The following is a 23053-nucleotide window of genomic DNA, read 5'->3' as shown; positions in this document are numbered from 1 at the left end:
ACGCCCCCACCGAGTTCACCGCCTTGCTCTGAGTGAGGGTTCGCCCGAAGCACACCGACCACGAGTTCGCCCCGACCCCTGACGACGAGCACACCCAGTCGCCCAGATTGACGCCAGAGGTCGTGTACAGGTCCATGGCTGCCGCCACCGAGTAGAGACCGGATCGGTTGTTGCGGACGATCACCGCCGCCTGCACGGCGCCCCCACCCGAGGATCTGATCGCGCAGACCTGGGCGACCACACTGGTGGCGATCGTCTTCGAGCCGGCGCACCGCCAGGTGCTGGGGCTGGACGTGATCGGGTTGGTGTTGCCGTAAGCCCGCCATGAGCCGTTCTCGGTGGCTGCGGCGGGACCGGCGGATGTCAGACTCAGCCCGAGAGTAGCCGTCATCACGGCGATCAACATTGCCGCCACCCGTGCAATTCTCATATCAATCCCTTCAAGGTCTTCCTACTACTGGCGGTCCATCCCGTCAGGATGGCCGAAAGCTGAGGAGGCATGGTGGGCACGGCGAGAATCGCCGAAATCCCGATCTTCGCTACGATAGAGATCGTTCCCTCCATTCGTCGTTGACAATCCGTTATCAGCACCTTGTCAGATGCCCCACCCCAGGTCGATAGCTCTACGTGTCTGCATAATGACAGTGAGTTAACATGGCATGATCCCGGCGCCCACAGCGAGGTCGTCGGACAGCCCGTCCTGATTTGTCAGGGAACGGACGTTCCCTGATCAGGAGAGTCGATGCGACTGCCGCACGCCCGACCGCCCGTGCGAACCGACCTGCGGGGGCGGCGGTGCTGGATCGGATCGATGACGGCTGTCTGCGCCGCGTCCGCCGCGCTGCTGCTCGAACCGGCCGCTGGCGCGAGCACGGTCGACGGCTGTCCCAGCCTTGAGCCGGCCGGTGGCCGCTTTCCGCAGCCCGTCGGTGGTGCTGGTGGGTTCACGACCCGAGGTCCGGCCGGTCCCTGAGTTGCCGCCGGGAGGTGATGCCGAGCTTGCGGAAGATGTTGCGCAGATGCGTGTCCACGGTGCGGGGGCTGATGAAGAGCTGGGCGGCGACCTCGTTGGAGGTCGCGCCGGCGGCGACCAGCCGGGCGATGTGCAGCTCCTGGATGGTGAGCTGGTCGTAGGTGTGTGGTGACCGCCGACGCGGCCGTTCCCCGGTGGCGCGCAGCTCGACCGCGGCCCGCCGGGCGAACGCCTCGAACCCCGCCCCGGACAGCAGGCGGTGCGCGGTGCGCAGGTACGGCCGGCAGTCCCGCCGGCGGCCCTCGCGCCGAAGCCACTCCCCGTACAGCAGATGTGCTCTGGCCCGGTAGGTCACCAACGGACTCCGCTCCAGGTGCGCGATGGCGTTGCGGTACGGCTCCTCGGACCCGGTCACCAGCCCCTCGGCGTACGCGGCGATCCCCAGAGCGGTGGCGGTGCCGCTGGCATCGGCGCGTTCGGTCAGCGACTCCAGTGCCACGGCAGCGGTCGCGGAGTCGCCGCAGCGGACCGCGGCTTCGACCAGTTCGGGTAGCGAGAAGCTGGCGAGGAAGAGGGCGCCGTCCGCGACGGCCCGCCGGGCGGCGGTCAACGCCGCCGGATAGTCGGCGAGACCGTTGTACAGCACCGCCGACGCCCAGTCGATGTTGCCGGTCAGCAGACCGCTGCCGCTGGTGGCGGCTGCGGCCGACGCCTCTGCGAACAGCGCGAGCGCCTCGGCGCGACGACCACGTACGGCAGCCAGGTGGATCCGGTGGTAGAGCAGTGGCGGCCCGCCGGTCGCGTCGGCGATCGCCTCCTCCTCGGCTATCGACGCCGTCGCCAGGCCGAGGTCGGCGCAGAGCGTGCCGTACGAGGCCCGCTGGGCGAGACCGAGACGGATCAGCAGCGGCGAGCCGGACTCCCGGCCGGTCCGCTCCAGCCACCTGACGGTCGCCAGATGCAGGTCCGGATCCCACATCTCCCCCGCGAGCATCAGGGCGAGCGCGGGGTACCCGGTCCAGCCGGGACCGCCGGGGCCGTCGAGGACCTGCCGGATCACCGGGACCGCCTTGCGGTGTCCGGTCGTATCCAGCAGGCTCAGCGCGTCCAGGATGTCCGGTGGGCGTGGTCCGGACGCCGGCAGCGACCGGACGGCGGTCAGCACCAGCTCCAGTACGCCGTTGGCCCGGCCGACCAGCAGACTCATCTCGAGCGCGTCCAGCAGACACCTACGGGCCCGCTCCGGGTCCGGCCCGGCCAGCCGCCTGGCGGCGCGGATCATGAACTCCGGGCCGCTGGTGTCCCCGTCGCTCTGGAAGGCCACCTGCCCCCGCAACAGATCGACGTCCGCGAGCTGGTATTCGTCGAGCGCGGCGTGTTCGACGGCTCTGAACAGCGCGGCTGCCCGATCGGGGCGGCCCGCGGTGAGGGCGGCCTGCGCCGCCGCGAGGGTCCGTCCGATCCGGTCGGCGGGATCCCGGGAGAGTTCGGCCGCGCGTTCCAGGAAGGCCGCCGCGGCCACCACGCCGCCGCGCGCCCGGGCGCGGGCGGCCGACCGTTCGAGTTCAGCGGCGACGCCGTCGTCCGGGCCGACGCTGGCCTGGGCCCGGTGCCAGGCCGACCGGTCCGGGTCGGTGACGGCGTCGGTCGCCTCGGCCAGTACCCGGTGCGCGTAGCGGGTTTCGTCCGCCGACGCGGCACCGTAGACCGCCGACCGGGCCAGCGGGTGGCAGAAGCGGATGCCGGTCGCGAAGTGGACCAGCCCCGTCCCGGCCGCGGCGGCGCTGGCCGTCGGCACGTCGATGCCCGACAACAGCGCCGCCGGCCACAACAGGGCGGGATCGCCCGTCGGGTCGGCACTCGCCAGGATCAGCAGGCGACGGGCCTCGCCCGACAGACCCGACAACCGGGCCTGGAAGCTGCGCTCGATCCGCGTCGGCACCGGAGTGGTCTCCGGTGGCCCGAAGCCGCCCGCTCCGGGCAGTTCGAGCAGCGCCAGAGGATTCCCCCCGGCCTCGGCCAGCAGCCGGTTCAGCACCTGTTCGTCGAGCAACAGGTGCCGTCGGGCCGCCAGCAACGTCCGCGCCTCGGCGTCGCTCAGGCCGCCGACGTCGAGGCCCGGCAACTCGTGCAGTTCGCTCGACGCGGGCAACCGCAGCGCGAACAGCATGGCGACGGGCTCGTCGGCCACCCGCCGGCCGACGAAGGCCATCGCCTTCGCCGACGCCGCGTCCAGCCAGTGGGCGTCGTCGACCAGACACAGCAGCGGACGCACCCGGGCCGCGGCGGCCAGCAGACCCAGGGTCGCCACGCCGATGTGGAAGAGGTCGGGCGTACCCGCCTGGAGCCCGAACGCGACCCGGAGCGCGTCGGCGTGCCGGGCGGGCAGCTCGGCGAGGTGGTCCAGCACCGGCGCACACAGCTGGTGCAGCGCACCGAAGGGCAGTTCCCGTTCGAACTCCGCCCCGGACGCCTGGATGACCCGGGCACCGGACGCCGCGTCGAGCGCGTGTGCCAGCAGCATGCTCTTACCGATGCCGGCCTCGCCGCGTACCACCAGCGCCCCGCCCCGGCCCGACCGCGCTGCCCGCACCAGATCGTCGAGGACCGTGATCTCGACGTCCCTGCCGACCAGTGAGCCCCCGGCGGCGGCAGCGGATCGCACCCGGACACGCTACCCCTTGTCCGGCATCGCCCCGGAACTCCGGTGGATCGCCTACGCGGCTACGCAGTTCCCACCGATGCGGTGCCCGGTCCCGTCGGCGGAAGGTCTCCCTGTCACCACACCTGCGTCCCCGCCCGCCCCGGTCGGCGAGCGTGCTCACCACACCTCTGGAGGACAGCCCCGATGATCTACCACGGCAATCGGATAAAGATCAGGGACGACGCCGATCCCGGGCTGGTCGCTCAGGCCCTCGACGCCCTCCGCGAGCAGGGCCGGGTCATCCCGGCGGTCACCGCCTTCATCGTCGGACGCGAGTACGGCGGCGACTTCGACTGGGGAGCCGTCTTCGTCCTGGAGGACCTGGACGGGTACTGGGAGTATCTGAACCACCCGGCACACGCGCGGTCCGAGCGGCTCGGCATTCCGTTGATGGCGAGGTTCGAGGCCTACGACATCACCGACGACGACTCTCCGGACTTCGCCGCCCGTGTCGCGGCCCTACAGAAGCGGCACTACGAGACCGACCCGGAACTGCTGGCGGCGATGCCGTCCGACACGGGCACGAGCGTGCACCGCACGCCGGACAAGCCGTAGCCGTAACACTGTGGAGGAACGTCGCATGACCCACGTCGCCACCATCCGTACCACCGAGGTGGTCCTACCGGAAGCGGTCGAACCGGACGGTATGGAGGTACGCACCCGCGACCTCCCGGCGCCGGCACCGGGACAGGTCGTCCTGCGGATGGAGGCGACCGGTGTGTCGTTCGCCGAGCAGCAGATGCGCCGCGGCAAGTACTACGACCAGCCGCCGTACCCCTTCGTGCCCGGGTACGACCTGGTCGGCACCGTCGTCGCCACCGGGCCCGGCGTGGACGCCGGCCTGACCGGACGCCGGTTCGCGGCGGTGACCAAGACCGGCGGGTGGGCCACCCACGTCCTGGTCGAGGCCGCCGACCTGGTGCCGGTGCCCGACGGAGTGTCCGCCGCCGCCGCGGAGACGGTGGTGGTCAACGGCATCACCGCCTGGCAGATGCTGCACCGGCTGGCGAAGGTCCGGTCCGGCGGCGTCATCGTCGTGCTGGGCGCCAACGGCGGCGTCGGCTCCACGCTCGTCCAGCTGGCCCGGCACGCCGGGATCCGGGTGATCGGCACCGCGGCGCAGCGGCACCACCACGCGGTACGCGAGCTGGGGGCGACCCCCGTCGACTACCGCGACCCGGACATGTACCACCGGATCAGGAGCCTCGCGCCGGACGGCGTGGACGCGGTGTTCGATCACGTCGGGGGCCCCGGCGTGCAGCAGTCGTGGCAGTTGCTGCGCAGGGGCGGAACGCTGGTGTCGTACGGCACGGCGGCGACGAAGGACGAGGAGGGCAGTTCCCGGCTGCCGGTGCTGAAGCTCTTCGCCCAGTTGAAGCTCTGGCACACCCTGCCCAATCACCGGAGCGCCTACTTCTACAATTTCTGGGCCGGTCGCCGCCGTCCGGAGACCTTCCGGCGCACCCTGGCCGAGGACCTCACCACCGTGTTCCGGTTGCTCGCCGACGGCGTGCTCAGCCCGCAGATCGCCGCGCAGATCCCGCTGACCGACGCCGCGTCGGCGCTGACGCTCGCCGAGTCCCGTACGGTCGCGGGAAAGGTCATCCTGGTGCCCTGAGCACACGCCTGCCGGGCCACCCCACGGCTCTCTGTGGTGCCACCTCCTCGTTCGTCAGGCTCGACCAGCGCCAACAGCACCTTCCCGCGCGGTACGCCGGACTTGCTGCCGCCGTCGGGCAGGGCCGGCGTGCCGTCAGCCGCAGTCGGCTGAGAACCATCCCGTCACCTACCGGTCACGACGAGACTCGATCGCCGACGTACGCAGCGCGTCGATCGCGCCCATGTTCGTCTCGGCCCAGCGTTTGAGCTCGCGCAACGGACCGACGAGCGTGTCGCCGAGCGCTGTCAGGGAGTAGTGCACGGCGGGTGGGCTCGTGGGTTCCACCCGGCGATGGGCGAGGCCGTCGTCTTCGAGTTGCCGAAGGGTGTGGGTGAGCATCTTCTGGGAGACGCCCGGCATGCGACGACGCAGCGCACCGAACCGCAGCTCTCCCTCGTCGGCGAGCAGCAAAACGATCATGACGGTCCACTTCGATCCCACCCGGTCGAGCAGCAGCCGCGTCGGGCAGTCGGCGTCGAAGAGGTCACCGTGCTGTGCGATGGTCACCTCGGGGTGACCAGGGGGGCCTGACGTGCCTTCTTTCCTGCTCACCACAGCTCTCCTATCGTTTCCAGGTACCTGATGGTAACTAGGAGGTCTGATGAGTCGTACCGCCCAGGGCCACCGTTCGACGATCGAGATGGTTCAGCTCGACGATCTCCGAGTGAGCGTGCGCCGAGCCGGCGCCGGAAGCCCCGTCCTGCTGCTCCATGGCTTTCCACACACCAAAGAGATCTGGCGGGAGGTAGAGCCGCTACTGGTTGCCGCAGGCTACGACGTGCTGATGCCCGACCTGCGGGGAACGGGCGACACCGAGCGGACGGCGGGCGGCTACGACGCCGTGAGCCTCGCGACCGACCAGGTTCGCCTCCTCGACGCGCTCTCCCTGCAGACGGCGCACGTCGTCGGCTTCGACGTCGGCGCCGCGCCCGCGTTCGCTCTCTCCGCCGCCCACCCGGAGCGGGTGCTCAGCCTCACCGTCGTCGAGGCGGTCATCAGCGGACTCGCCGGCGCGGAGACGTTCCTCGGCTCCGGCGGACCGTGGTGGTTCGGGTTCCACCAGGCGCCTGACGGTCTAGCCGAGAGCCTCCTGAGCGGGGACGAGGACCGCTACGTCCGCTTCTTCCTCGGCATCGGATCCCGCGCCGGGGTGCCGGAGGATCTCGCACGGCACTTCGTCCGCGCCTATACCGGACGAGACCGCCTGCGCGCGGCCTTCGAGCACTACCGCGCGATGCCCGCGAACGCGCAGTGGAACCGTTCCTGGGCCGAGCAGGGCCGGCTGACCATGCCGGTGACAGCCGTCGGCGCCTCGACGGTGGGAGACGCCCCGGCGCGCCAGCTCACGCTGATCGCGGACCACCTCGACCAGCACCTGCTCCCGCACAGCGGACACCTTGTTCCCGTCGACGCCCCCGGCGACCTCGCCTCGATCGTGGCGGCCACGGCGGCTCGGGCGACACCGGCCCGTGCCTGACCGCGGACGAGGAAAGCAACTCCGCTCAGGGGATGACCTGCGGCTCCCGCACCACCGACCCACTGTTCTCGGCGTACCGGACGCTCGCCGATGTCCTCGACGGACTCGGCCGTAGCGAGGAGGCGGCGAACCTACGCGGACAGCTCGACCGGGCACCCGGCGGGCCGTAGACCAGGGACGCGATGACGCCCGCCCTCACCGCCTAAGGCCAAGCACACCCCAGCAGACCCGGGTCCTGTTACGCCCTGAACATGCCGGGCGGCCCGATCGATCGGCGCGAGCTGCAGCACCGAGAGGGCGGGCCACCTCTCAGCGGCCCGCCCTGGGTCGGTCGAGGCGATGACCAGCGGTGTGGGACCGGTTAGCTACGGCGACCAGGTTAAGCTCGATCCCGTTGAGAGGGTTCTTCATCCGGGCATCGTGCTGAGGGCCTGCCAGTCGCGGTCCTGGCCGGTCGTACCTCCTCGGAGCAGTCTCAGGTTTGCGTCGTGACGTCGTCCGCGTGTCGGCAGCGGTCAGCCGCGGCGCTGCCGGGCAGCCGGCTTCTCCTGGTAGAGGCGCTCCAACGCTTCGAGGTCGGCCCGGGTGAAGCGGACGTGGCGGCCGACGCGGTGGTGCGGAACGAGACGTGCGCTGACCTTTTCCTGAACCCAACTGACCGGCACCTGGAGCTTCGCTGCCAGGTCGTTGATGGTCAGCCAACGGTCCGGGTCAGGGTCGTGGTCGGCGATCCGTGCGCTGATCGCGTCGATCACCGGACGAAGGAGTGCGACAAGTTGTCCGACCTGCTGGTTGCTGAACGGCGGTGAGGGACGTTCGTTACGGGGATCCATGTCGGGGTCAACGATGGCGAAACGCCTGGGTGTGTTCTTCCTGCAAGGCCTTTCGTCAGGGCTGATTGGCGGAAAATTTTTGTGTCCTGTGCATTTGCACATTGCAAGGGAGCACCCAAGTTCATGCCACCTATGTCCCATAGAGTGGCATTTTGATATGCCCTTAACAGGCGTGCGGCACGAGTCGACACCCATCCATCGCACTGCGAGTCCGAACACCTGCGTGACCAACGCCACGGGAACCAGCCCTGCGATCAGAACGTCACCGGCAGGACCGACGAACACCCCGTAACCCGGACGTACCTGGAGCGTTGGGAGAACGCGAGGTGGTTGCGTCGTTCGTCTTCAGGTCACGCGTGGTTGATGACGAAAATGAGCCCGACGGCTCCAGCGAAACAGCCCCCTGCTGTCCCGGTTCGCAGCCAGCGACCCCGGACAAGGAGAAGGTGATGGAAGCCCTGGCCATCGCGTTCGAGCTTGCAGCGGAACTGCTGGAAGCCGGCGGAAGCGGTGGCCCAGCCACTGCGGCCAGGGCCACCGCCCTCCTGCTACGCCTGATCGCCGTACTTGGTAGGTCGAACGATCAGATGTAGCCCACCCCGGTGCGGGGTCGGCACCCGCCGGCCCCGCACCTTACCCTGCACCAACGAAGCAGGCGGAAGAACGTCGCGCATCTTCCACGAGTACGTCGTGACGTGCAGAAACGTCTGCCCCGAGTCCCGCCCAGTGAACCTTGACGACCCATAGATACGTCGTTGTACTTCAATGTCCAGGTCGTCGCGTGCCGTCGCGGAGACGGCTCACGGTCCGGCCGACACGCCGCCGCTTTGCTGGCGGTCCGGCACCCGCGCACTCCCCCGGGAATCCGGCTGCCTACGCGGTGCCGGCGGCGAGAACCAAAGGTGCTTGGCGGCCCGGGTTCAAGCTTCGCCAGCGAGATGATTGCTGGGTGCAGCACCGGTGGCCTGATGCCGTCTGCGAAGGCGATCGAGGAGTCGGGCAGGCGTGGCTCCGGGAGCATGTCTCTGTCGGGCGAATCGTTCGAGCACGGCAACCTCGGCGGCTGGTTCGTCCAGCCGGGCGAAGATGATGGCGGCCCTCTCGTAGTACCAGGGAGCCACCCCGCATCCGTTGGCGCGTGAGTCGTTCTCCACCGCGTCGATGCATCGAACGGTCAGTAGCAGTGCCGCGTGGACGTCGGTCTTTTGCGTCGTCATGATCTGGTCCGTGAGGGTGTGTGGCTGGTGGCCGTCGACCAGGCCATCCGTCGTGGGCGAACACCACAGCGGCAGGCCGGTGCTGTCCGACCAGGTACGGCCGTCCCCGGCGCTGACCTTCTCGGTCCAGTGTTGGCCGTCCCAGAAGCGGTAGGTCCACCGCCCCGACGGGTCCAGGTACCAGCCAGCGATGACCTGCGGAATTCGTTGAGTGGGCATGGACGCCCCGGCGACCGAACTCGGCTCGATGCGGGACTCGGTCGGCTCGACGCCCTCGACGGCTGCGCCGCCGGGTTGCTGCGATGGCGAGGAGGACGTGGCGACGGTCCCCAGCATGTCCCCGAGGGCCAGATCGGAACGGATCGGTATGGAGAGTTCGCGTGCTCGCGCGACCTTCATGGTGTCCTGGTCAGCGGAGGCGACAACGGCGGTGACGACGTTGCGGGTCAGGTTCGACGCTACGACGAAGCCGGCCTGGGTGAGGCGGTCACGGATGTCGGAGGACACGGATGGGCTGCACCAGACCCGTTGTCCCTTCTGCTTACCGACCGGGGGGCGGTCCGTGGTCTCTGCCGCTGGCGCGGTGAGGTCCGCGAAGTAGTCGGGTTCCCCGAGAAGTCGTGCGGCGGTAATGAGCTGCCGGTACTCGGTGCTGGTCAGGATGTCATCGGCGAGTGCGGCGTCCCGCAGTCCGTCGAGGTAACGGTGGTGCAGGGCTCGCACCTGCTGGGCGCCCATGCCGGCCTGTCCGGCCAGTCGCGCCAGCACCTTGGCTTCGACGCCGGTCAGTTTGCCGTCGCTGAGCGCGCTCCCGACGGCAGCGAGGTAGGCCTCGGTGGCGGCGGGGTCGGCGTCGCCGGTGGAGTAGGGCAGTTTGCCTAGCAGCGATTGGATCCAGCCGTCCGTGCCCTTGCGTAGGCCGGTTACCCGGGTGCGGGGTTGGGCGAGGCGCGGATAGCGCGGCAGCGGGACAGGGGCGGAGGGGAACCGCAGGGCGGGCGCGTTCGCCAGGAGCCTGGTGAGGAGCTGAGCGGTGGCCCGGGTGTCACCGAGAGCGGTGTGGGCGTCGTGCAGCTCGATACCGCACACGGTGCAGCAGGACACGAGCTGGAAGTTCGGCGCGGCCAAAACCTGTCGGGCCAGCCGCTGGGTGCACACCGCCGGCAGAGGGGCGGTGCTGATACCGACCCGGGCGAACTCCTGCGCGATGAATCCCTCCTCGAAGCGGGCATTGTGGGCCACCGCCACGGCACCGTCGAGCCTCGACAGGATCTCACCCGCCGCGTCGGCGAACGTGGGCGCTCCGGACAGCATGTCCGCAGTGATGTGATGGATGAAGGTTGGCCCGGGGTCGCGGCCGGGGTCGACGAGCGTGGCCCACTCGTCGACCACCCGGCCCCCCTCGACGCGAACCAGGGCGATCTCCACGATCCGGTCGGACGTCGGCGACAGCCCGGTCGTCTCCACATCCACTACGACGAACGGCACCTCACCCAGGTCGACACCTCCGCGTCCGCCCGCTGACCCGTAGGCGAACAGTCCGACCGACGACATACGCATTTCTCCATCTCGGCTAACCCAATTGTTCGTGACCAAATCGGCTGGCCATCGACGACAGTTGCTGACAAGAGTTGTCAGAACAGCTGCGAGCGCAACGATCCGTTGGATCGACCAGCTCAACGAGCGTCCGCCGCCCAACCTCTGCATGTCATGTGGTCGCGACCGGCTGTTCCTGGGCCTGAGTGAGGCTCTGCCGGTACTCAAGGGCCTCCGGGACCTCCTCGTACTGCAGCAGGCTGCCAGTCAACGCCAGCAGGTGTTCCTTGGCCTCCTCCGGCGAGGCGTAGAAGAACTCACGACGGTGGTTGACCAGGTTGACCCGCCGGTCAGCCAGCCGTGCGTGCATCTGCGCCTCGATACCCACAGCGTCGTCGGAGAAGAACAGGGCGTGCACATCGAAGTTGAAAGGCACCGAGGCGTCACTGAGCTCACGCACCCGATCCAGCGGGTCCAGGCGACGGGTCATGCCGACCTTGACCATCTTCTCGCCGAACGCGCCGAGGTTGGAGATCACGTACACGTAGCCCGCCCGGACGTTGGCAGCCCGATGGTCCACATCCTGGATCGCGGTGTCGATCTGGGCCAACCGGTCCTGCATCTGAGCGGCACCGCCAGAATCTCCCTTGGCCTGCAAAGCGGCCAGAGCGTTGGCGTAGTGCTGGCGTTCCTTGTCGAGCCGGGCGCGTTCGCGCTCGATCTCCTGCTGCGCGCGCCGCTCCTCGCGCAGCCGAGCCTTCTCCTCCCGGTCCCGCTCCTTCTCCTCCGCCAACTTCTCCTGGTAATCGGCGGTCAGTTCCAACTCCTTGATCCGCAGCCGGTGGTACTCCCCGGCAATCCGGATCTGCATCGTCTTGCCGAGCCTGGCAATGGTGACCGTCACCTTCCCCAGCCGGTCCACAGCCGAGTCGAGCTTGTACGGCTTCAACCCGCGCACCAGATTGTCCGCCTCGGCGTTGTAGGCACGGAGCATCAGCTTGGAGAAATCCCGAACCATGACCTTCCCCTCGGTGGCCGAGCCGTTGACCGTCCATCCGGTGGCGGCCTTGACCGCGCCCCCGTCCTTCTTGGTCATCGCCTTGATCTGGTCCTGAAGCCGGCTGAGCTGACTCTTGTAGGCCACCGAGTCCGACAGGGGATGCCGATACTGATAGACACCGGCTTCCTGCAGCAGTGCCGTCTCCTCAGTGACCACAATCTGCTGCCGGAGCTCGCGTAGATGCCGATCGAGCTCGGCCTTCCGCGCTTCGCCCTTGACTGTCAGGTCGGCAACTTCACGGGTGAGCCGGTCCCGATGCTGCTCCAACTCCATCGCTGACAGCACACCGAGCCGGGACATCTCAGCTCGCAAGCCCGTCAGCTCGACGCGCAACCGGTCCAGCTCGCTGCGGACCTGCGCATTCTCCACGGCCAGTTCACGCGCCTTGCCCCGAGCACCGAACAGAGGAATGTCCGGACTCCCATTACGCTGCGGCGAGACGACGGCAGGAACGCCAGCAGCCCGCGCGGCGGCCGTAACGGATGCCGCCGGTGCCGAAGCCGGCAAGTCCGGAATCCACAACTGCCACCCCGACGGAGGAGGACCCCAGGCAGGATCCGGAGTCCAACCCGTAGGCGGCACCCACCCAGCAGGCGGCGTCGGCCAGTTCGGCGGCGCGTTGAAGCGATATCCCATTGTTCTCCCCAGGCATCATGACTGCCCGACGAAAGTAGCGCCGTAGCCGCCGACCGGAAATCGACGACTCAGATCAGCAGGACAGCCATCCAGCCGACCACGGATACCCGAGCGAGGACTTTAGTCTGGTTACCGACAGAATTAGCGGCGCACTACCGACCTACCAGAGCACCCTGGGAAGGCGGCCTGGCACACCCACCACCGCCCTACGGCGTGTCACCCAACCCGGCCAACGTTTCCGGTCACAGCACTAGCCAGCCGGCCAGGACGGTGCCGAGCAGCGCGTCGTGTAAGCGCGTGAAGAGCCGCCAGAGGTACTGCCGACCGGCACCCCCGTGCTGACCCGAGCCGTTGCTGAGCTTGTTCGTCCAGGTCGTGTAGCCAATCGGTGATCGCGGCGAGCAATGACGCCTCGGCCATGACGGCGCAGACCGCCACCGCCAGCAGCGCGCGGTTAGGGGTGCCGCGCGCCTCGTGGATTGCGCGGATTAGCAGCAGCGGTAAGCGCGCAGCAGGTCGGCCGTTCACCGTCGGTGGCTGGCGCGGCCTCGGCGGTGGAGGTGGGTGCTGCTACGGCCAGTGCGGGGATGAAAGATGGTGCCATCGGCGGGTGGGGTCTTCCTCGGAGTCGTGAAACGTCGCAACTCCATAATCATCGAGGCGACCTCACCCGCTTCCTACGCCTCCACAGATGCCAAACTCGTCCCGAAAATCCTGGTCAACGGCACGCTGGCCGACTATGCAATGGCAAGCTACTTGACGGTTCCCTACCCCTGGCTCGGTCGCGGCTGGGAAACTACCATCGAGTCGTTGTCGTTGTGGGGCCGCCAGCTGCAGGGCGGGCAAGACGAACTTGGACACGACCACGATTGCGTGGCCTGGGGACAGCGCGAAACTGTGCCGATCGGTTGGCCGTACACTCCACTGCGGTGCGGCCCAGCGTCGGCCGACAGGCACCCAGGTTGCTACCTCAAAGGCGGTTGCTTGGCCGCAAGAGTTGCTAATATGAACGCATGAGCACCCATTCGGTGCATGGATGCTGGACGCGGGGGTTCAAGTCCCCCCTCGGACACAGAGAATTACCCCACAGTAATCAGCGTCAGGCGTAGCCTCGACGCTGATTTTGTTTTGCCCGGGGTTGTAGGTGAGGGCGAGTCGTAGTTCGCGGTAGACGGTGCTCTTGTCTCTGTTGTCGGCGTCGCGCAGGGTGTTGCGGATGTCGTCGAGGCTGCCGACGAGGTGTCGGATGTTGTCCTCGGTGAGGCGGTGGGGAGCGGGTGGTTGGGCTGCCGTTGCTGTGTCGCGTTGGGCGAGGGCCGGCGGCGCGTTGGGCGTTGACCTCGGCGATCCAGGTGGCGACGGTGGCGGGGTCGCCTCCGGCGTCCGCGACGGCGCGGTACTGGGCGAGTTTGGCGTCGCAGGCGGCAATGGTCTGTTCGCTGCGGTGATCTCTGGCGCGACGTTGCCGGGCCTGGTGTGGGGTTGAGCGGCGCGAAGTCGGCGGATCGTGTCGGTGAGGGGCGAATGCCTTGAGGAGCCAGTTGTCGAGTGCGGGGATGACATCTCGTTCCGCGACGTAGACGTTGCGGGGGTGTTGGACGTGGTTGGCGAGGGCGTATTCGTTGGGGTATCGGCACCGGTAGTAGGCGCTCTCGTGTGCCTGGTGGCTTTGCCTCTTGCGTCCGCACAGCCCGCAAAGGCGGTGACGCCCATCCGCGCCGCCTGCCCTAAAGGACGTCTCGTAACTCGATGCTCGGTCCATGGTGGATTATGTCGGGGTGCAGGTGATCTCAGCAGTTCGCCAGGAGTGGATCTTCCCGTTCACGGGGCTGCAGCCCGCCCAGTTCCGCAGACTGGTCAGGTTGGTCGCCGAGCGTGGTGGTGATGCGATCGCTGACGGTCGGCCGGGCCGGCAGTGGTCTCTCGACCTCGCCGACCGGGTGTTGCTGGTGGCTGCGTACTGGCGCACAAACCTGACCATGCGGCAGATCGGACCACTGTTCGGGGTGTCGCACTCCGCCGCGCACCGGGTCATCGACACCCTCGGCCCCCTGCTCGCCCTCACCCCGAGACGCCGCCGCAGGGTCGCACAGATCACCATCGTCGACGGCACCCTCATCCCGACCCGCGACCACCGCCTGGCCGCCCCGAGCAAGAACTACCGCTACAGCACCAACCTGCAGATCGCCATCGACGCCCACACCCGCCTCGTCGTCGCCCTCGGCGATCCACAACCCGGCAACCGCAACGACACCATCGTCTACCGCACCTCCGGCATCGACCAGAAGCTGACCGGACGGCCGGTCATGGCTGACGGCGCCTACCGCGGCAACCCCGAGGTGATCATCCCGTACCGCAAACCCACCGACGGCAGCGAACTACCCGACTGGAAGAAGGAGCTGAACAAGCAACACCGCACCGTCCGCGCCCAGGTCGAACACGCCCTGGCCCGCATGAAGACCTTCAAGATCCTGCGGGACTACCGCCGAGCCGCTCACACATTGGCCGACACCGCTTCCGGCATCGCCCACCTCCACAACATCATCCTCGCGGGGTGACACCAGCACCGGTGCCGGGCAACGCCTTCACCGAGTTACGAGACATCCTTTAGCGGTGACGAGGCGGTTCGACCTGACCGACGTGCAGTGGGCGGTGCTGGAACCGTTGCTGCCTGCGGGTAAGCGGCCAGGTCGACCGTCGTCATGGACCAGGCGGCAGTTGATCGACGGCATCCGGTGGCGGATCCGGGTGGGTGCCCCGTGGCGGGACGTGCCGCCGCAGTACGGATCCTGGTCGGCGGTGTATGCCCTGTTCCGCCGCTGGCAGCGCGATGGCACCTGGCAGCAGGTCCTGACAGGGTTGCAGGCCCTCGCCGACGCGGCCGGCAGGATCACCTGGGACGTGTCCGTGGACTCGACCAGCGCCCGCGCTCACCAGCACGCGGCCGGGGCGAGGAAAAGGGGGATCTGCAGGCCGAACCACCCGGCGGCGTCACCGTCGAACCGGCCGACCACGCGCTCGGCCGCTCCCGCGGTGGGCTGACCACGAAGCTGCACCTGGGCTGCGAGCAAGGGCAGAAGCCCCTCGCCATGGTGCTGACCGCCGGGCAGCGCGGCGACAGCCCGCAGTTCATCCCCGTCCTGGCCGCCATCCGCGTTCCCCGCCTGGTGACCGGCCGACCCAGGACCCGCCCGGACCGGGTCCTGGCCGACAGGGCCTACACCTCGAAAGCGAACCGGGCCTACCTACGCCGACGCGGGATCGCCGCGACCATCCCGAGCAAAGCCGACCAGGACGCCAACCGACGTAAGAAGGGACCCAAGGGCGGCCGACCACCAGCCTTCGACCCGCACATCTACCAGCAACGTCACGCCGTCGAGTGCGGCATCAACAGACTCAAACGCAACCGCGCCGTGGCCACCCGCTTCGACAAACTCGCCGTCCGCTACGAGGCCACCGTACACATCGCCGCGATCAACGAATGGCTATGACCGACTTCGACACAGGGCCTAGCGGGACGACTCAGGCATCCCAAAGTCTCCAAGCTCTGCAATCAGCCTTCCGCGCGATGAATCCAAAACCTGATTGTAGTCATCACGAAATATCTCCACGAGCGCCTGTTCGAGAGTTCCCGATATCCTCAGTAGAGGCGACCAAACAGCGCGATCATCGATTGCATTTTCAGCGAATGACGGCCTTGTCATCTGCCGATCGAGCCACGCAGAAAGAACGATCGCCTGGTCTCGCGAAAGGCGGATCTGTAGTTCATCTTTCATCGTCTTCCTCCAACACGATCGGCCTAGAGCTTACCCTGTTGAAGCAGGTAGGTCAGCTGATCACCACCGGACTTCCACCCACCCAAGTACTCACCAACGCTCGGCCCGTTGGCCGCGAATGAGGCATGGAGTCCCGTATCGGGGTCGACGTAGTGAATCGCATCTTGCCCCCTGAAGGAGCCCCGAACTTGGATGGTTCCTGGGCTTTTCGTGAACCGTTCAACAGCACCGATAAAGGCTTGGCCATTCGCCTTATTATAGGGACCGGATACACCAAAGTCTGCCGCGTGCATTACTCCTTCGTCACTCGTTCGCATGTAGTGATGCGGAAGCTTACCCGGGTTCATCCAAAGTGACCCGCAGCCTGGGCCGGTGTTGTGGACGAGGACCGGCGTTGTGCCGGCGAGCACATAGTACGTGTGGATGCCGTTGACGGTCAGGTTGTAGGCCATGCCTGCCCGGGTCGCGCCAAGCACGAATCGGCTTACTGCCACACTGCTACCCGACGGGGTGGCGAGTCCATCACCCGGATCCAACTCGTCGGCTCGCTCCCACTTCTGGTCCGTCACGTTCCAGAAGGGGTGGTCTTCCGTAGTGGTGAGGACGTTCCCGTTGACGAGGAGCACGGAGAGCCTGTCCTCGTGGATCCAGAGGTTGGTGACGGGCCGGCTGCCCTCTTCGCCCGTTTGCGGGTCGGCTGCCGCGACATGGTCGCCGACCTTGATGTCCTTGATTGGGATGGCGCTACCGTCTGCCATCAGGACTTGGGTGTCGGCGCTGAAGCTACATGCAGAACCCGCCATCCGGGCGGCGGCTCCTTCTTCGGTGCCACCGAAGGCGTAGGCCGCGCCTCCTGCGGTCAGCCCGTAGCCGGTTACTGCGCCGATGCCTGGTGCGCCGAGGAGGCTTCCGCCGGCGGCAAACTCACCGATGCCGGCGGCAGCCGGCCCGATGCACTCGGGTCCGGCGAGCGCACAGCCGAGGACTGCGACGATGACCAGAACCTGTACGACTGCCTTCAGGCCGCCCGGCGGGGCAGGTGCGATCTTCTCGTAGAAGCCGTCGCAGGTCGATTCGGACAGATTCAGGATGTGGTAGCACAGGTAGCTCGAGTAGGAGGGGTCCTGGGCTGCCCATTGGAAGGCTTCCTGATAGGTGAACAGCCCTGTGCCGTGATAACGGCCACTTGCCAAGACGTAGTCGGGTATGCCGCCTGGCACTCGTTTGCCGAGTCGGTCGTTGATCGTGGGCTGGACCACGTTCTTGGGTGGTCCGGCACCGGGTGGCGGGCATTTCTTCAGCGGCCAGCAGGGGTTGTCGGCATGATGCTGGTTGGCCGCTTCGTTCCCAACCTGGTAGGCGCTGCAGTCGAGGTCCCTGCGGGCGCACTCCCCGTCGATCAGGCCGCTGGGATCGCTTGAGGTGACTGGTGAGTTGTGGGCGTACGCGTAGCCGTTCCACTGTTGGGGATCGGCGAGGTCCTGGAGCGGGTCGACGGAGATGAAGCGGCCCAGACCGGGGTCGTAGTCGCGTGCTCCCAGGTGGGTGAGGCCATTGGGGTCCTTGTCTCCGCCGACGAAGCCTCGCGGGTTGGCCCATACCGGATCGGTGCCGCGGGGACTACCGAAGGGTGTTTGTCGTCGGGTGGTCACTGCCTGGGTGGAGGCGTTGACGCTGGTGTGCTGGGTACCTTGGCGGTCGGTGAAGAGCCAGGTCACACCGCTGGAGTTTCGGGAGGCGATGAGCTTGCCGCCGAAGCTGTAGTAGCGGGTGCCGCTGGTGGCGCCGGTGGTGTCCTGACGGATTTCCTGTCCTGGCAGGAAGAGGGTAGTGCCGGTGGCGTCTCGACGGAGTAGTCGTGCCCCGTCGGCGTCGTAGATATTGCTGCCGGCGGCGGCTCCGCTGCCGGAGACGCTGACGAGGCGGCCTTCGGCGTCCCAGGTGAGGTTCTGCGAGGCAGTGTCCGGTGGGCAGGCATTGGCTGCCGCGCCATTCGGTCGGCATGCCATGTTGCCGGCCGCATCGTAGCCATAGTTCGTGGTGACCTGGGAGCCGCCGGGAAGGGTGGTCTTGACCTTTGTCACCGCGTGCGGCCGGACCACGTCCTGACCCGGTGTGGGGTAGGTGTAGTCCCGGATGGTGTCGCCGGCCGCGGCGTGGCTGGTTTCCTTCTTGCGGCTGCCGAGGTCGTCATAGGTCCAGTCCAGCCAGTATGGGGCCGGTCCGCCGAGGTTGGGCACCGTTGGGTCGGTCCCGCAGGCGACCCCGGCTTTCGGGGTCCATGCGGTGGCCAGCCGGCCCAGAGGGTCGGGGGTGAAACATTGGGTGTCCGCAGGGCCGACCTGTGGAGTGTCGGTTACCGAGGTGACATTGCCGGACTTGTCGTAGAAGTACTTGAGGTTGGAGACGATGCCGGTCGCGGTCTCCGGTTTGATCTCGGTGCGTTTGAGCTGGCGGGTGGCCTCGTCGTACCAGGCGGTGTCCTCGACGTAGGCACCGCCGGCCATCTTGCGGGTGGTGATGGTGGGTTCACCGAACTCGGTGTACTGCTGGGCGGCGACGTAGTTGGTGACGCCGGTGGTAGAGGACTGGAGTTTGGTGGGCAGGCCGGTGGTGGCGTCGTAGACGGTGGTGACGGTTTCGCCGAGCAGGCCGCCGCCGGTCGGGTAGGTGACGGTGGTAGGGCTGCCGTCGTAGGGCGAGTAGTCGTACCCCATGGTCCAGGTTCGCGCCAGCCCGGTGCCCTCGGCCGCGGGGATGACGTAGTTGACGCTCATCGGCTGGTAGCGCTCGTTGAGCGTGCCGGCCTGCCACTTGTAGATGCTGGTGGTGGCACCAACCGTGTCGTAGCGGTATGCCTCGGTCAGCTGGCCCTTCGCTCGCAGCGTCGAGGTGGTGTAGAGCTTGTCGTACTTCCACATCGCTCGCAGTGGTCCGGTGGACGAGTCGTCCCGCAGCTCGGTTTTGCGGCCCAGGGTGTCGTAACTGTGCCAGAGGACCTCACCACGGCCGTCGGTCGTCTTCTGAACCTCGTTGGCGTCGTTGTATTCGCTGGTACTGGTTCCCTTGTCCGGGTCGGTGCTCTGCCACTGGCGGCCCTTAACGTCGTACTTGTAGGTCCACCGGTCGCCAGCCGTGTCGGTGATCTGGGTCAGCTGCCCCTTGCCGTTGTACGCGTACTTGGTCGCCAGGTAGGCACCGGCTACGCCCTGAGTCGTGGTGTGTTCGCGTAGCTCGACGACTCGGCCCTGGGCGTCATCCAGCGTGGTGGTGGGAGTGGAACCAGCGGGCGGGGTGACCTTGGTGAGGTTCCCCTCGTATGCGGTGGTGATGCGCCACTGCTCATCGAGGTTGGTGACACCGTCACCGGACAGGAAGATCTGTGCGGTCGTTCGGCTGGCGTTGTCGTAGACCGTCTTGGTCATCGCGGGCACCGACCATTCCGGCTCCCACCAGAGCTGTCCGGACGCGTTACCGGGCTCGACATGAGGTTGGTAGACAGTTGCTGCCCGGCCCAGCTTGTCGTAGAGCGTGTCGGCGACGACGGTGGCGCCTCCGACGTTCGACGGGGTTTGGCTCTGCCGGGGTCGGAACAACGCGTCGTAGATCTGATATGTGACCTTGTAGCCGCCTGCGGCGTTCATGTTTTTCGACGTGGTGTACGGGTAGGCGTTCCGGTTGGCCGCAAATGAGTAGGTGTACTCGGCTGACGGGCTGGTCTCGTGGCCGGTTCTGCTCCAGCCCGGCCCCCATACCCGGTGTACTCGACCGAGCGCGTCGTAGGAGGCTTCGGAGACCACCCCGTTGAGGTCCGTGGTCTTGGTCGGGGTACCCCAGTACGGGCTGGTGTCTACGGAGCTGGTCCAGTTGAAAGGGGTACCCCGTTTCGTGGTGACCTTGGTAACCGGACCGCCGCTGGCGGGGGTGAACTCGGTGGTGGAGACGTTGCCCTTGAGGTCGGTCGCCGACACCTGCCGGCCGAAGGCGTCGAAGCTGGCCTGGCCGGCTGTCTGCCAGACCGTGCCACTGGTGGGTGACCAGTCCTTGAGCGTCTCCATCTTGGTCACCGTGCCGTAGGTGGGCGCCGTGTCCGCGCTGGCGGCGCCGTCGTAGTAGTTGCGACTGTCGGAGATGACGTGCTCGGTGGTGGTCGGCGTCGTGCCGCAGGGCAGCGCGGTGGTGGTGGTCTGCTTGACCGTCCCGACGACGTTGAGGCCGGTGTTGCGGTTGTAGGTGTAGGTGGTGCAGGATTCGTCGCCGGTTTTGTCCAGGTCGCCGCTGTCCTGCGTCTTGTCCAGGGTGCCGTAGGTGCCGTTGAACCATGACTCGGTGCGCGTGGTGCGCCAGCCGTCTGCTCCGTCCACGCCCAGCGCGGTCGCGTGGTAGTTGACCCGGGTGTTGGTGTACCGGGCGGTTACCTGGTCGCCGTTGATGGTGCGGCTCGCGGTCGCCGCCGACATCCAAGGCACGTTGACTGTCTTGGACACCGGCTTCGACGTGGTGCCGTCGTAGGTGATCTGCTCGCGGACCATACCGGCGAACTGGTCTTCGTCGTTGACCGTCTCGGTACCCAGAGAGGCGGGCACGGTCACGGTGCGGGTGCCCCCCGAGACGGCGAGCCGGTCGCCGTGCATGCCGCGCAGGTACCGTGTCTCGGTCAGGGTCTGTGCGCCGGGTACATCGCCGGTACGCATCTTGACCGTTGTGTAGCCGCGGAACTGGTTCCAGGTCTTGTACTTGGGTTCACTCAGTCCGTCGTCGTCCGCGTAGTGCCAGGCCGGAGTCCCGACGTACTCGTAGTAGGTGTACTTGGGGGGCGCCTGGTGGCCGCTGGTGAGTTGCACGTCGGCCTCGGCCAGTTCGGTCACCACGTACTTGTGCCACCAGTGCGGGATGACTCTCTCGCCGGCCGGGTCGTCGGGGTCGATGACCAGGACCGGGTAGCAGCGTTTGGTGTTCGTCGCCGCGTCGGCCAGATTGGTGGAGATGTTGGCCGAGGTGCATTCGGGCAGGCTGTACGCCACATCGATCTTCGCGCCGGTCTCGGTGATGATGTAGTCGAGCCGCTGCCAGTTGTTCGTCGAGGTATTGTCGGTCAGGACCCGGTTGGGCATCGAGACGGGCGTGAACGTCACTGGCGGCATATTCACCGTGCCGCCGACCAGGCCGGCATGGTCGATCTTGTCGAGCCACAGGCCGGGATGATCGCTGCCGTCGCCGATGGGCGGGAACGAGTGCGTGAACGTCCAGGAGTCGATGTCCTGCCAGTCGGGCGTGGTCTTTGTGGTGTCCCACACTCGGGTGGTCACCTTGGCGAGCCGCTTGGTGGTCCAGAATGTCGGCGCGTACTTGTGGGTGCAAGGGCTGGCGGTGCACTCCTGGTCCCAAGGGGTGTCGGGCCAGTTCGTCGCATTGTGTGTACCGCATGAGGTGGTGAAGCAGCGGTCCTTGACGTCGAAGAGCACCTGTCCTATCGCTTTGACCGACCGATCGGCGCCGCGATCCCAGGTGCCGTAGTCGATCCGGGCCAGCGTCCCGCCCCGGGTATAGGAGACCACGTTGGTGTCGCTGATGTTGCGGCCGTACTTGTTGGTTTCCTTGGCATACCAGTAGGAGGTGGTGTTGCCGCGCGGGTCCACCACGTAGTCGAGGTTCCACCGCCAGGCCTGGTCGCAGAACGATGAGATATACGACGACGCGTTGCACGGTTCGTTGATGTGGTTTCCGGCCACCGGCACGGTCCACGTCGATTCCGTCACCACGCTTTGGCCAGGCAGGCTGTGCCGGCCAAAGAAGTACTGAGTACCGTCGGTAGTGGTGACCTTCCAGTACTCACCGTTGTTGTCATCGTTGCCAGCACCGGTGAGTTTCTCGATCTTCGAGCCGTCCTCGCTACGGGAGTGCCAACCCTTGCCCCCCTCGTAGACCAGTTCAGAACCGTGACCGCCGAGGTTCATCACGGCGTTGTCCGAGCGCCAGCACAGGTCGCCGTTCTTCACCGTGTTGTTCGGGGCAGCCCCGTTCTTGTCGTCGTCCATGTCCTCGGCGCACGGCACGTACCGTCGCTCGACATAGCCTGGCCAGTAGTCGAAACCCTCACCCACCCACGACGGCTGGGTGTTGGACGTCTCCGAACGCCCATCGACGCTGGCGGAGGAGTAGGACACCGACACTCCCGGCGCGGGACCGGCAACCGGCGGCGTTCGCATCCCGTACGACCAGGTGAATCCACCGGTAGCGCCACCGACGCCCCAGGTTGATGAGGCCGCGAGCGGGCTGACGGTGAAGGTGCCGTCGGGCCCGGAGGGACCGGCGACCAGTGCGACGAGAGTGCCGCGCTGCGCCGCCGAGGCAGGCTCTGCGGCCTGACCGCTTCTGGTCGACCGACCTGCCAAAGCCAGGGGCACCACCGGAACCTCGGCGGTGACCACACCAGCGGCGGTGTCGTTGCGCGACCGCAGCGGCGTCGCCATACAGTCGGACGGTGCCGGGGTGCGCAGCGCACACTCCGGTACCTGCCACAACCGCAGCCGGGAGGCCCAGTCGCCTCCGTAGGCGTACCGGAAGGACCGGTAGTCCACCGATAAGCTCGCCGTTCCGGTGGTCTGTGAGCCTGTCGGGGTGCCGACCCGCATCAGCATGCCGTCCTGCCAGGCCGCAGGCGTGGTGGTCCGGTCCAGGACCTGCACCGTCATTTCGGAAACCCGTGCACCGGCCGCACCAGTAGCCGGGGTGACCGACACCGGAAGGCTGCCGGCCCGAGTGACAACGTCCCCTGTCAGAGAAACGTGCGCGGTGCCGGCCGCGGGCCATTCCGGAGCGGGAGGGGCCTCCCGTTGCTGACGGGCGTAGGGCCAGGCCCGGGCGTTGAGGCGTCCACCGTCTTTGTCGAGTTTCTCCGTCTGCGAAGACAGATGCGTGACCGTGGCCTCCGCCCGAGCCGGCGTTACCGGCAACAGGCCGCACACCAGCACGCCGACGAGCAACCCGCTGCCGAGTTTGCGCTGGCGCGTCCCGGACGGGTCTCGTCGTGCAGGGAACAGGTCACGTAGGCGTGCGTCCATCGACTCGAACACCAAACCCTTCAGATACCCCTGTCAGGCAGGGATGGAACGCTCAACCAAGACTGTTGATCAGCTGACCGGGGTCAGCCCTGCGGTCGGCACCCAGAGCCGCCGTGC

Annotated in this window: 14 protein-coding genes; 8 read left to right on the top strand and 6 right to left on the bottom strand. The window is 67.4% G+C overall.

Translation table 11 applies throughout. The features are described from left to right. Nucleotides 1-170: 170 nt before the first annotated feature. The gene (locus tag GA0070623_RS30210; RefSeq protein WP_157517521.1) at nucleotides 171-317 is read left to right on the top strand and encodes a hypothetical protein; all 147 of its coding nucleotides are present in this window, start codon (nucleotides 171-173) and stop codon (nucleotides 315-317) included. Nucleotides 318-944: 627 nt separating this feature from the next. On the opposite strand, the gene GA0070623_RS28315 is transcribed toward GA0070623_RS30210, so the two are convergent. After that, nucleotides 945-3638 carry an AAA family ATPase gene (locus GA0070623_RS28315; protein ID WP_067306955.1) on the bottom strand — a complete coding sequence of 898 codons (2694 nt, stop codon included), beginning with the start codon at nucleotides 3636-3638 and terminating at the stop codon, nucleotides 945-947. Nucleotides 3639-3821: 183 nt separating this feature from the next. On the opposite strand from GA0070623_RS28315, the gene GA0070623_RS28310 reads away from it, so the two are divergent. Both GA0070623_RS28310 and GA0070623_RS28305 read left to right on the top strand, forming a co-directional pair. After that, nucleotides 3822-4232, top strand: coding sequence for a Dabb family protein (locus GA0070623_RS28310; RefSeq protein ID WP_067306952.1), 411 nt, complete (start codon nucleotides 3822-3824; stop codon nucleotides 4230-4232). Between the two features lie 25 nt (nucleotides 4233-4257). Next, entirely contained in the window at nucleotides 4258-5295 is a 1038-nt protein-coding gene (locus tag GA0070623_RS28305; protein WP_067306949.1) for a medium chain dehydrogenase/reductase family protein, read from the top strand. Nucleotides 5296-5463: 168 nt separating this feature from the next. Here GA0070623_RS28305 and GA0070623_RS28300 read toward each other — a convergent pair whose 3' ends face one another. Then, on the bottom strand, nucleotides 5464-5844 hold the full coding sequence (locus GA0070623_RS28300) for a winged helix-turn-helix transcriptional regulator (RefSeq protein ID WP_067306945.1): 381 nt from the start codon (nucleotides 5842-5844) through the stop codon (nucleotides 5464-5466). A gap of 94 nt (nucleotides 5845-5938) precedes the next feature. On the opposite strand from GA0070623_RS28300, the gene GA0070623_RS28295 reads away from it, so the two are divergent. Beyond that, entirely contained in the window at nucleotides 5939-6814 is an 876-nt protein-coding gene (locus GA0070623_RS28295) for an alpha/beta fold hydrolase (RefSeq protein ID WP_231932579.1), read from the top strand. Nucleotides 6815-6846: 32 nt separating this feature from the next. Next, on the top strand, nucleotides 6847-6984 hold the full coding sequence (locus tag GA0070623_RS30205; protein WP_157517520.1) for a hypothetical protein: 138 nt from the start codon (nucleotides 6847-6849) through the stop codon (nucleotides 6982-6984). Between the two features lie 345 nt (nucleotides 6985-7329). Here GA0070623_RS30205 and GA0070623_RS30200 read toward each other — a convergent pair whose 3' ends face one another. Beyond that, complete coding sequence (locus GA0070623_RS30200) at nucleotides 7330-7569, bottom strand: helix-turn-helix domain-containing protein (protein ID WP_067306942.1); 240 nt, start codon at nucleotides 7567-7569, stop codon at nucleotides 7330-7332. Nucleotides 7570-7973: 404 nt separating this feature from the next. On the opposite strand from GA0070623_RS30200, the gene GA0070623_RS30195 reads away from it, so the two are divergent. Then, a complete protein-coding gene (locus GA0070623_RS30195) occupies nucleotides 7974-8240 on the top strand; it encodes a hypothetical protein (protein ID WP_157517518.1) in 267 nt (88 codons plus the stop codon). Between the two features lie 327 nt (nucleotides 8241-8567). Here GA0070623_RS30195 and GA0070623_RS28285 read toward each other — a convergent pair whose 3' ends face one another. Next, the gene (locus tag GA0070623_RS28285) at nucleotides 8568-10424 is read right to left on the bottom strand and encodes an exonuclease domain-containing protein (protein WP_231932578.1); all 1857 of its coding nucleotides are present in this window, start codon (nucleotides 10422-10424) and stop codon (nucleotides 8568-8570) included. 148 nt (nucleotides 10425-10572) lie between these two features. Then, entirely contained in the window at nucleotides 10573-11982 is a 1410-nt protein-coding gene (locus GA0070623_RS28280; RefSeq protein WP_231932577.1) for a DUF4041 domain-containing protein, read from the bottom strand. Nucleotides 11983-13874: 1892 nt separating this feature from the next. On the opposite strand from GA0070623_RS28280, the gene GA0070623_RS28270 reads away from it, so the two are divergent. Both GA0070623_RS28270 and GA0070623_RS28265 read left to right on the top strand, forming a co-directional pair. Then, the gene (locus GA0070623_RS28270; RefSeq protein WP_084261261.1) at nucleotides 13875-14654 is read left to right on the top strand and encodes a transposase family protein; all 780 of its coding nucleotides are present in this window, start codon (nucleotides 13875-13877) and stop codon (nucleotides 14652-14654) included. Nucleotides 14655-14709: 55 nt separating this feature from the next. Then, nucleotides 14710-15587 (top strand): IS5 family transposase gene (locus GA0070623_RS28265; protein WP_407937956.1). Its coding sequence is split into 2 segments (ribosomal slippage): nucleotides 14710-15106 and nucleotides 15106-15587, totalling 879 coding nucleotides; the frame shifts between segments, so codons are not numbered across the junction. Between the two features lie 308 nt (nucleotides 15588-15895). On the opposite strand, the gene GA0070623_RS28255 is transcribed toward GA0070623_RS28265, so the two are convergent. Continuing rightward, a complete protein-coding gene (locus tag GA0070623_RS28255; RefSeq protein ID WP_084261552.1) occupies nucleotides 15896-22948 on the bottom strand; it encodes a polymorphic toxin-type HINT domain-containing protein in 7053 nt (2350 codons plus the stop codon). Between the last annotated feature and the right edge of the window lie 105 nt (nucleotides 22949-23053).

It is taken from the genome of Micromonospora rifamycinica, assembly GCF_900090265.1.
GTDB classification, from domain to species: Bacteria; Actinomycetota; Actinomycetes; order Mycobacteriales; family Micromonosporaceae; genus Micromonospora; species Micromonospora rifamycinica.
Note: the sequence above shows the minus strand (reverse complement) of the source record. Positions and strands in the feature narration are given on the sequence as shown.

Excerpts from the sequence above, each read along its gene's own strand:
- GA0070623_RS28310 (WP_067306952.1), top strand. The coding sequence starts at position 3,822 with ATGATCTACCACGGCAATCGGATAAAGATCAGGGACGACGCCGATCCC.
- GA0070623_RS28305 (WP_067306949.1), top strand. The coding sequence starts at position 4,258 with ATGACCCACGTCGCCACCATCCGTACCACCGAGGTGGTCCTACCGGAA.
- GA0070623_RS28295 (WP_231932579.1), top strand. The coding sequence starts at position 5,939 with ATGAGTCGTACCGCCCAGGGCCACCGTTCGACGATCGAGATGGTTCAG.
- GA0070623_RS30205 (WP_157517520.1), top strand. The coding sequence starts at position 6,847 with ATGACCTGCGGCTCCCGCACCACCGACCCACTGTTCTCGGCGTACCGG.
- GA0070623_RS28285 (WP_231932578.1), bottom strand. The coding sequence starts at position 10,424 with ATGCGTATGTCGTCGGTCGGACTGTTCGCCTACGGGTCAGCGGGCGGA.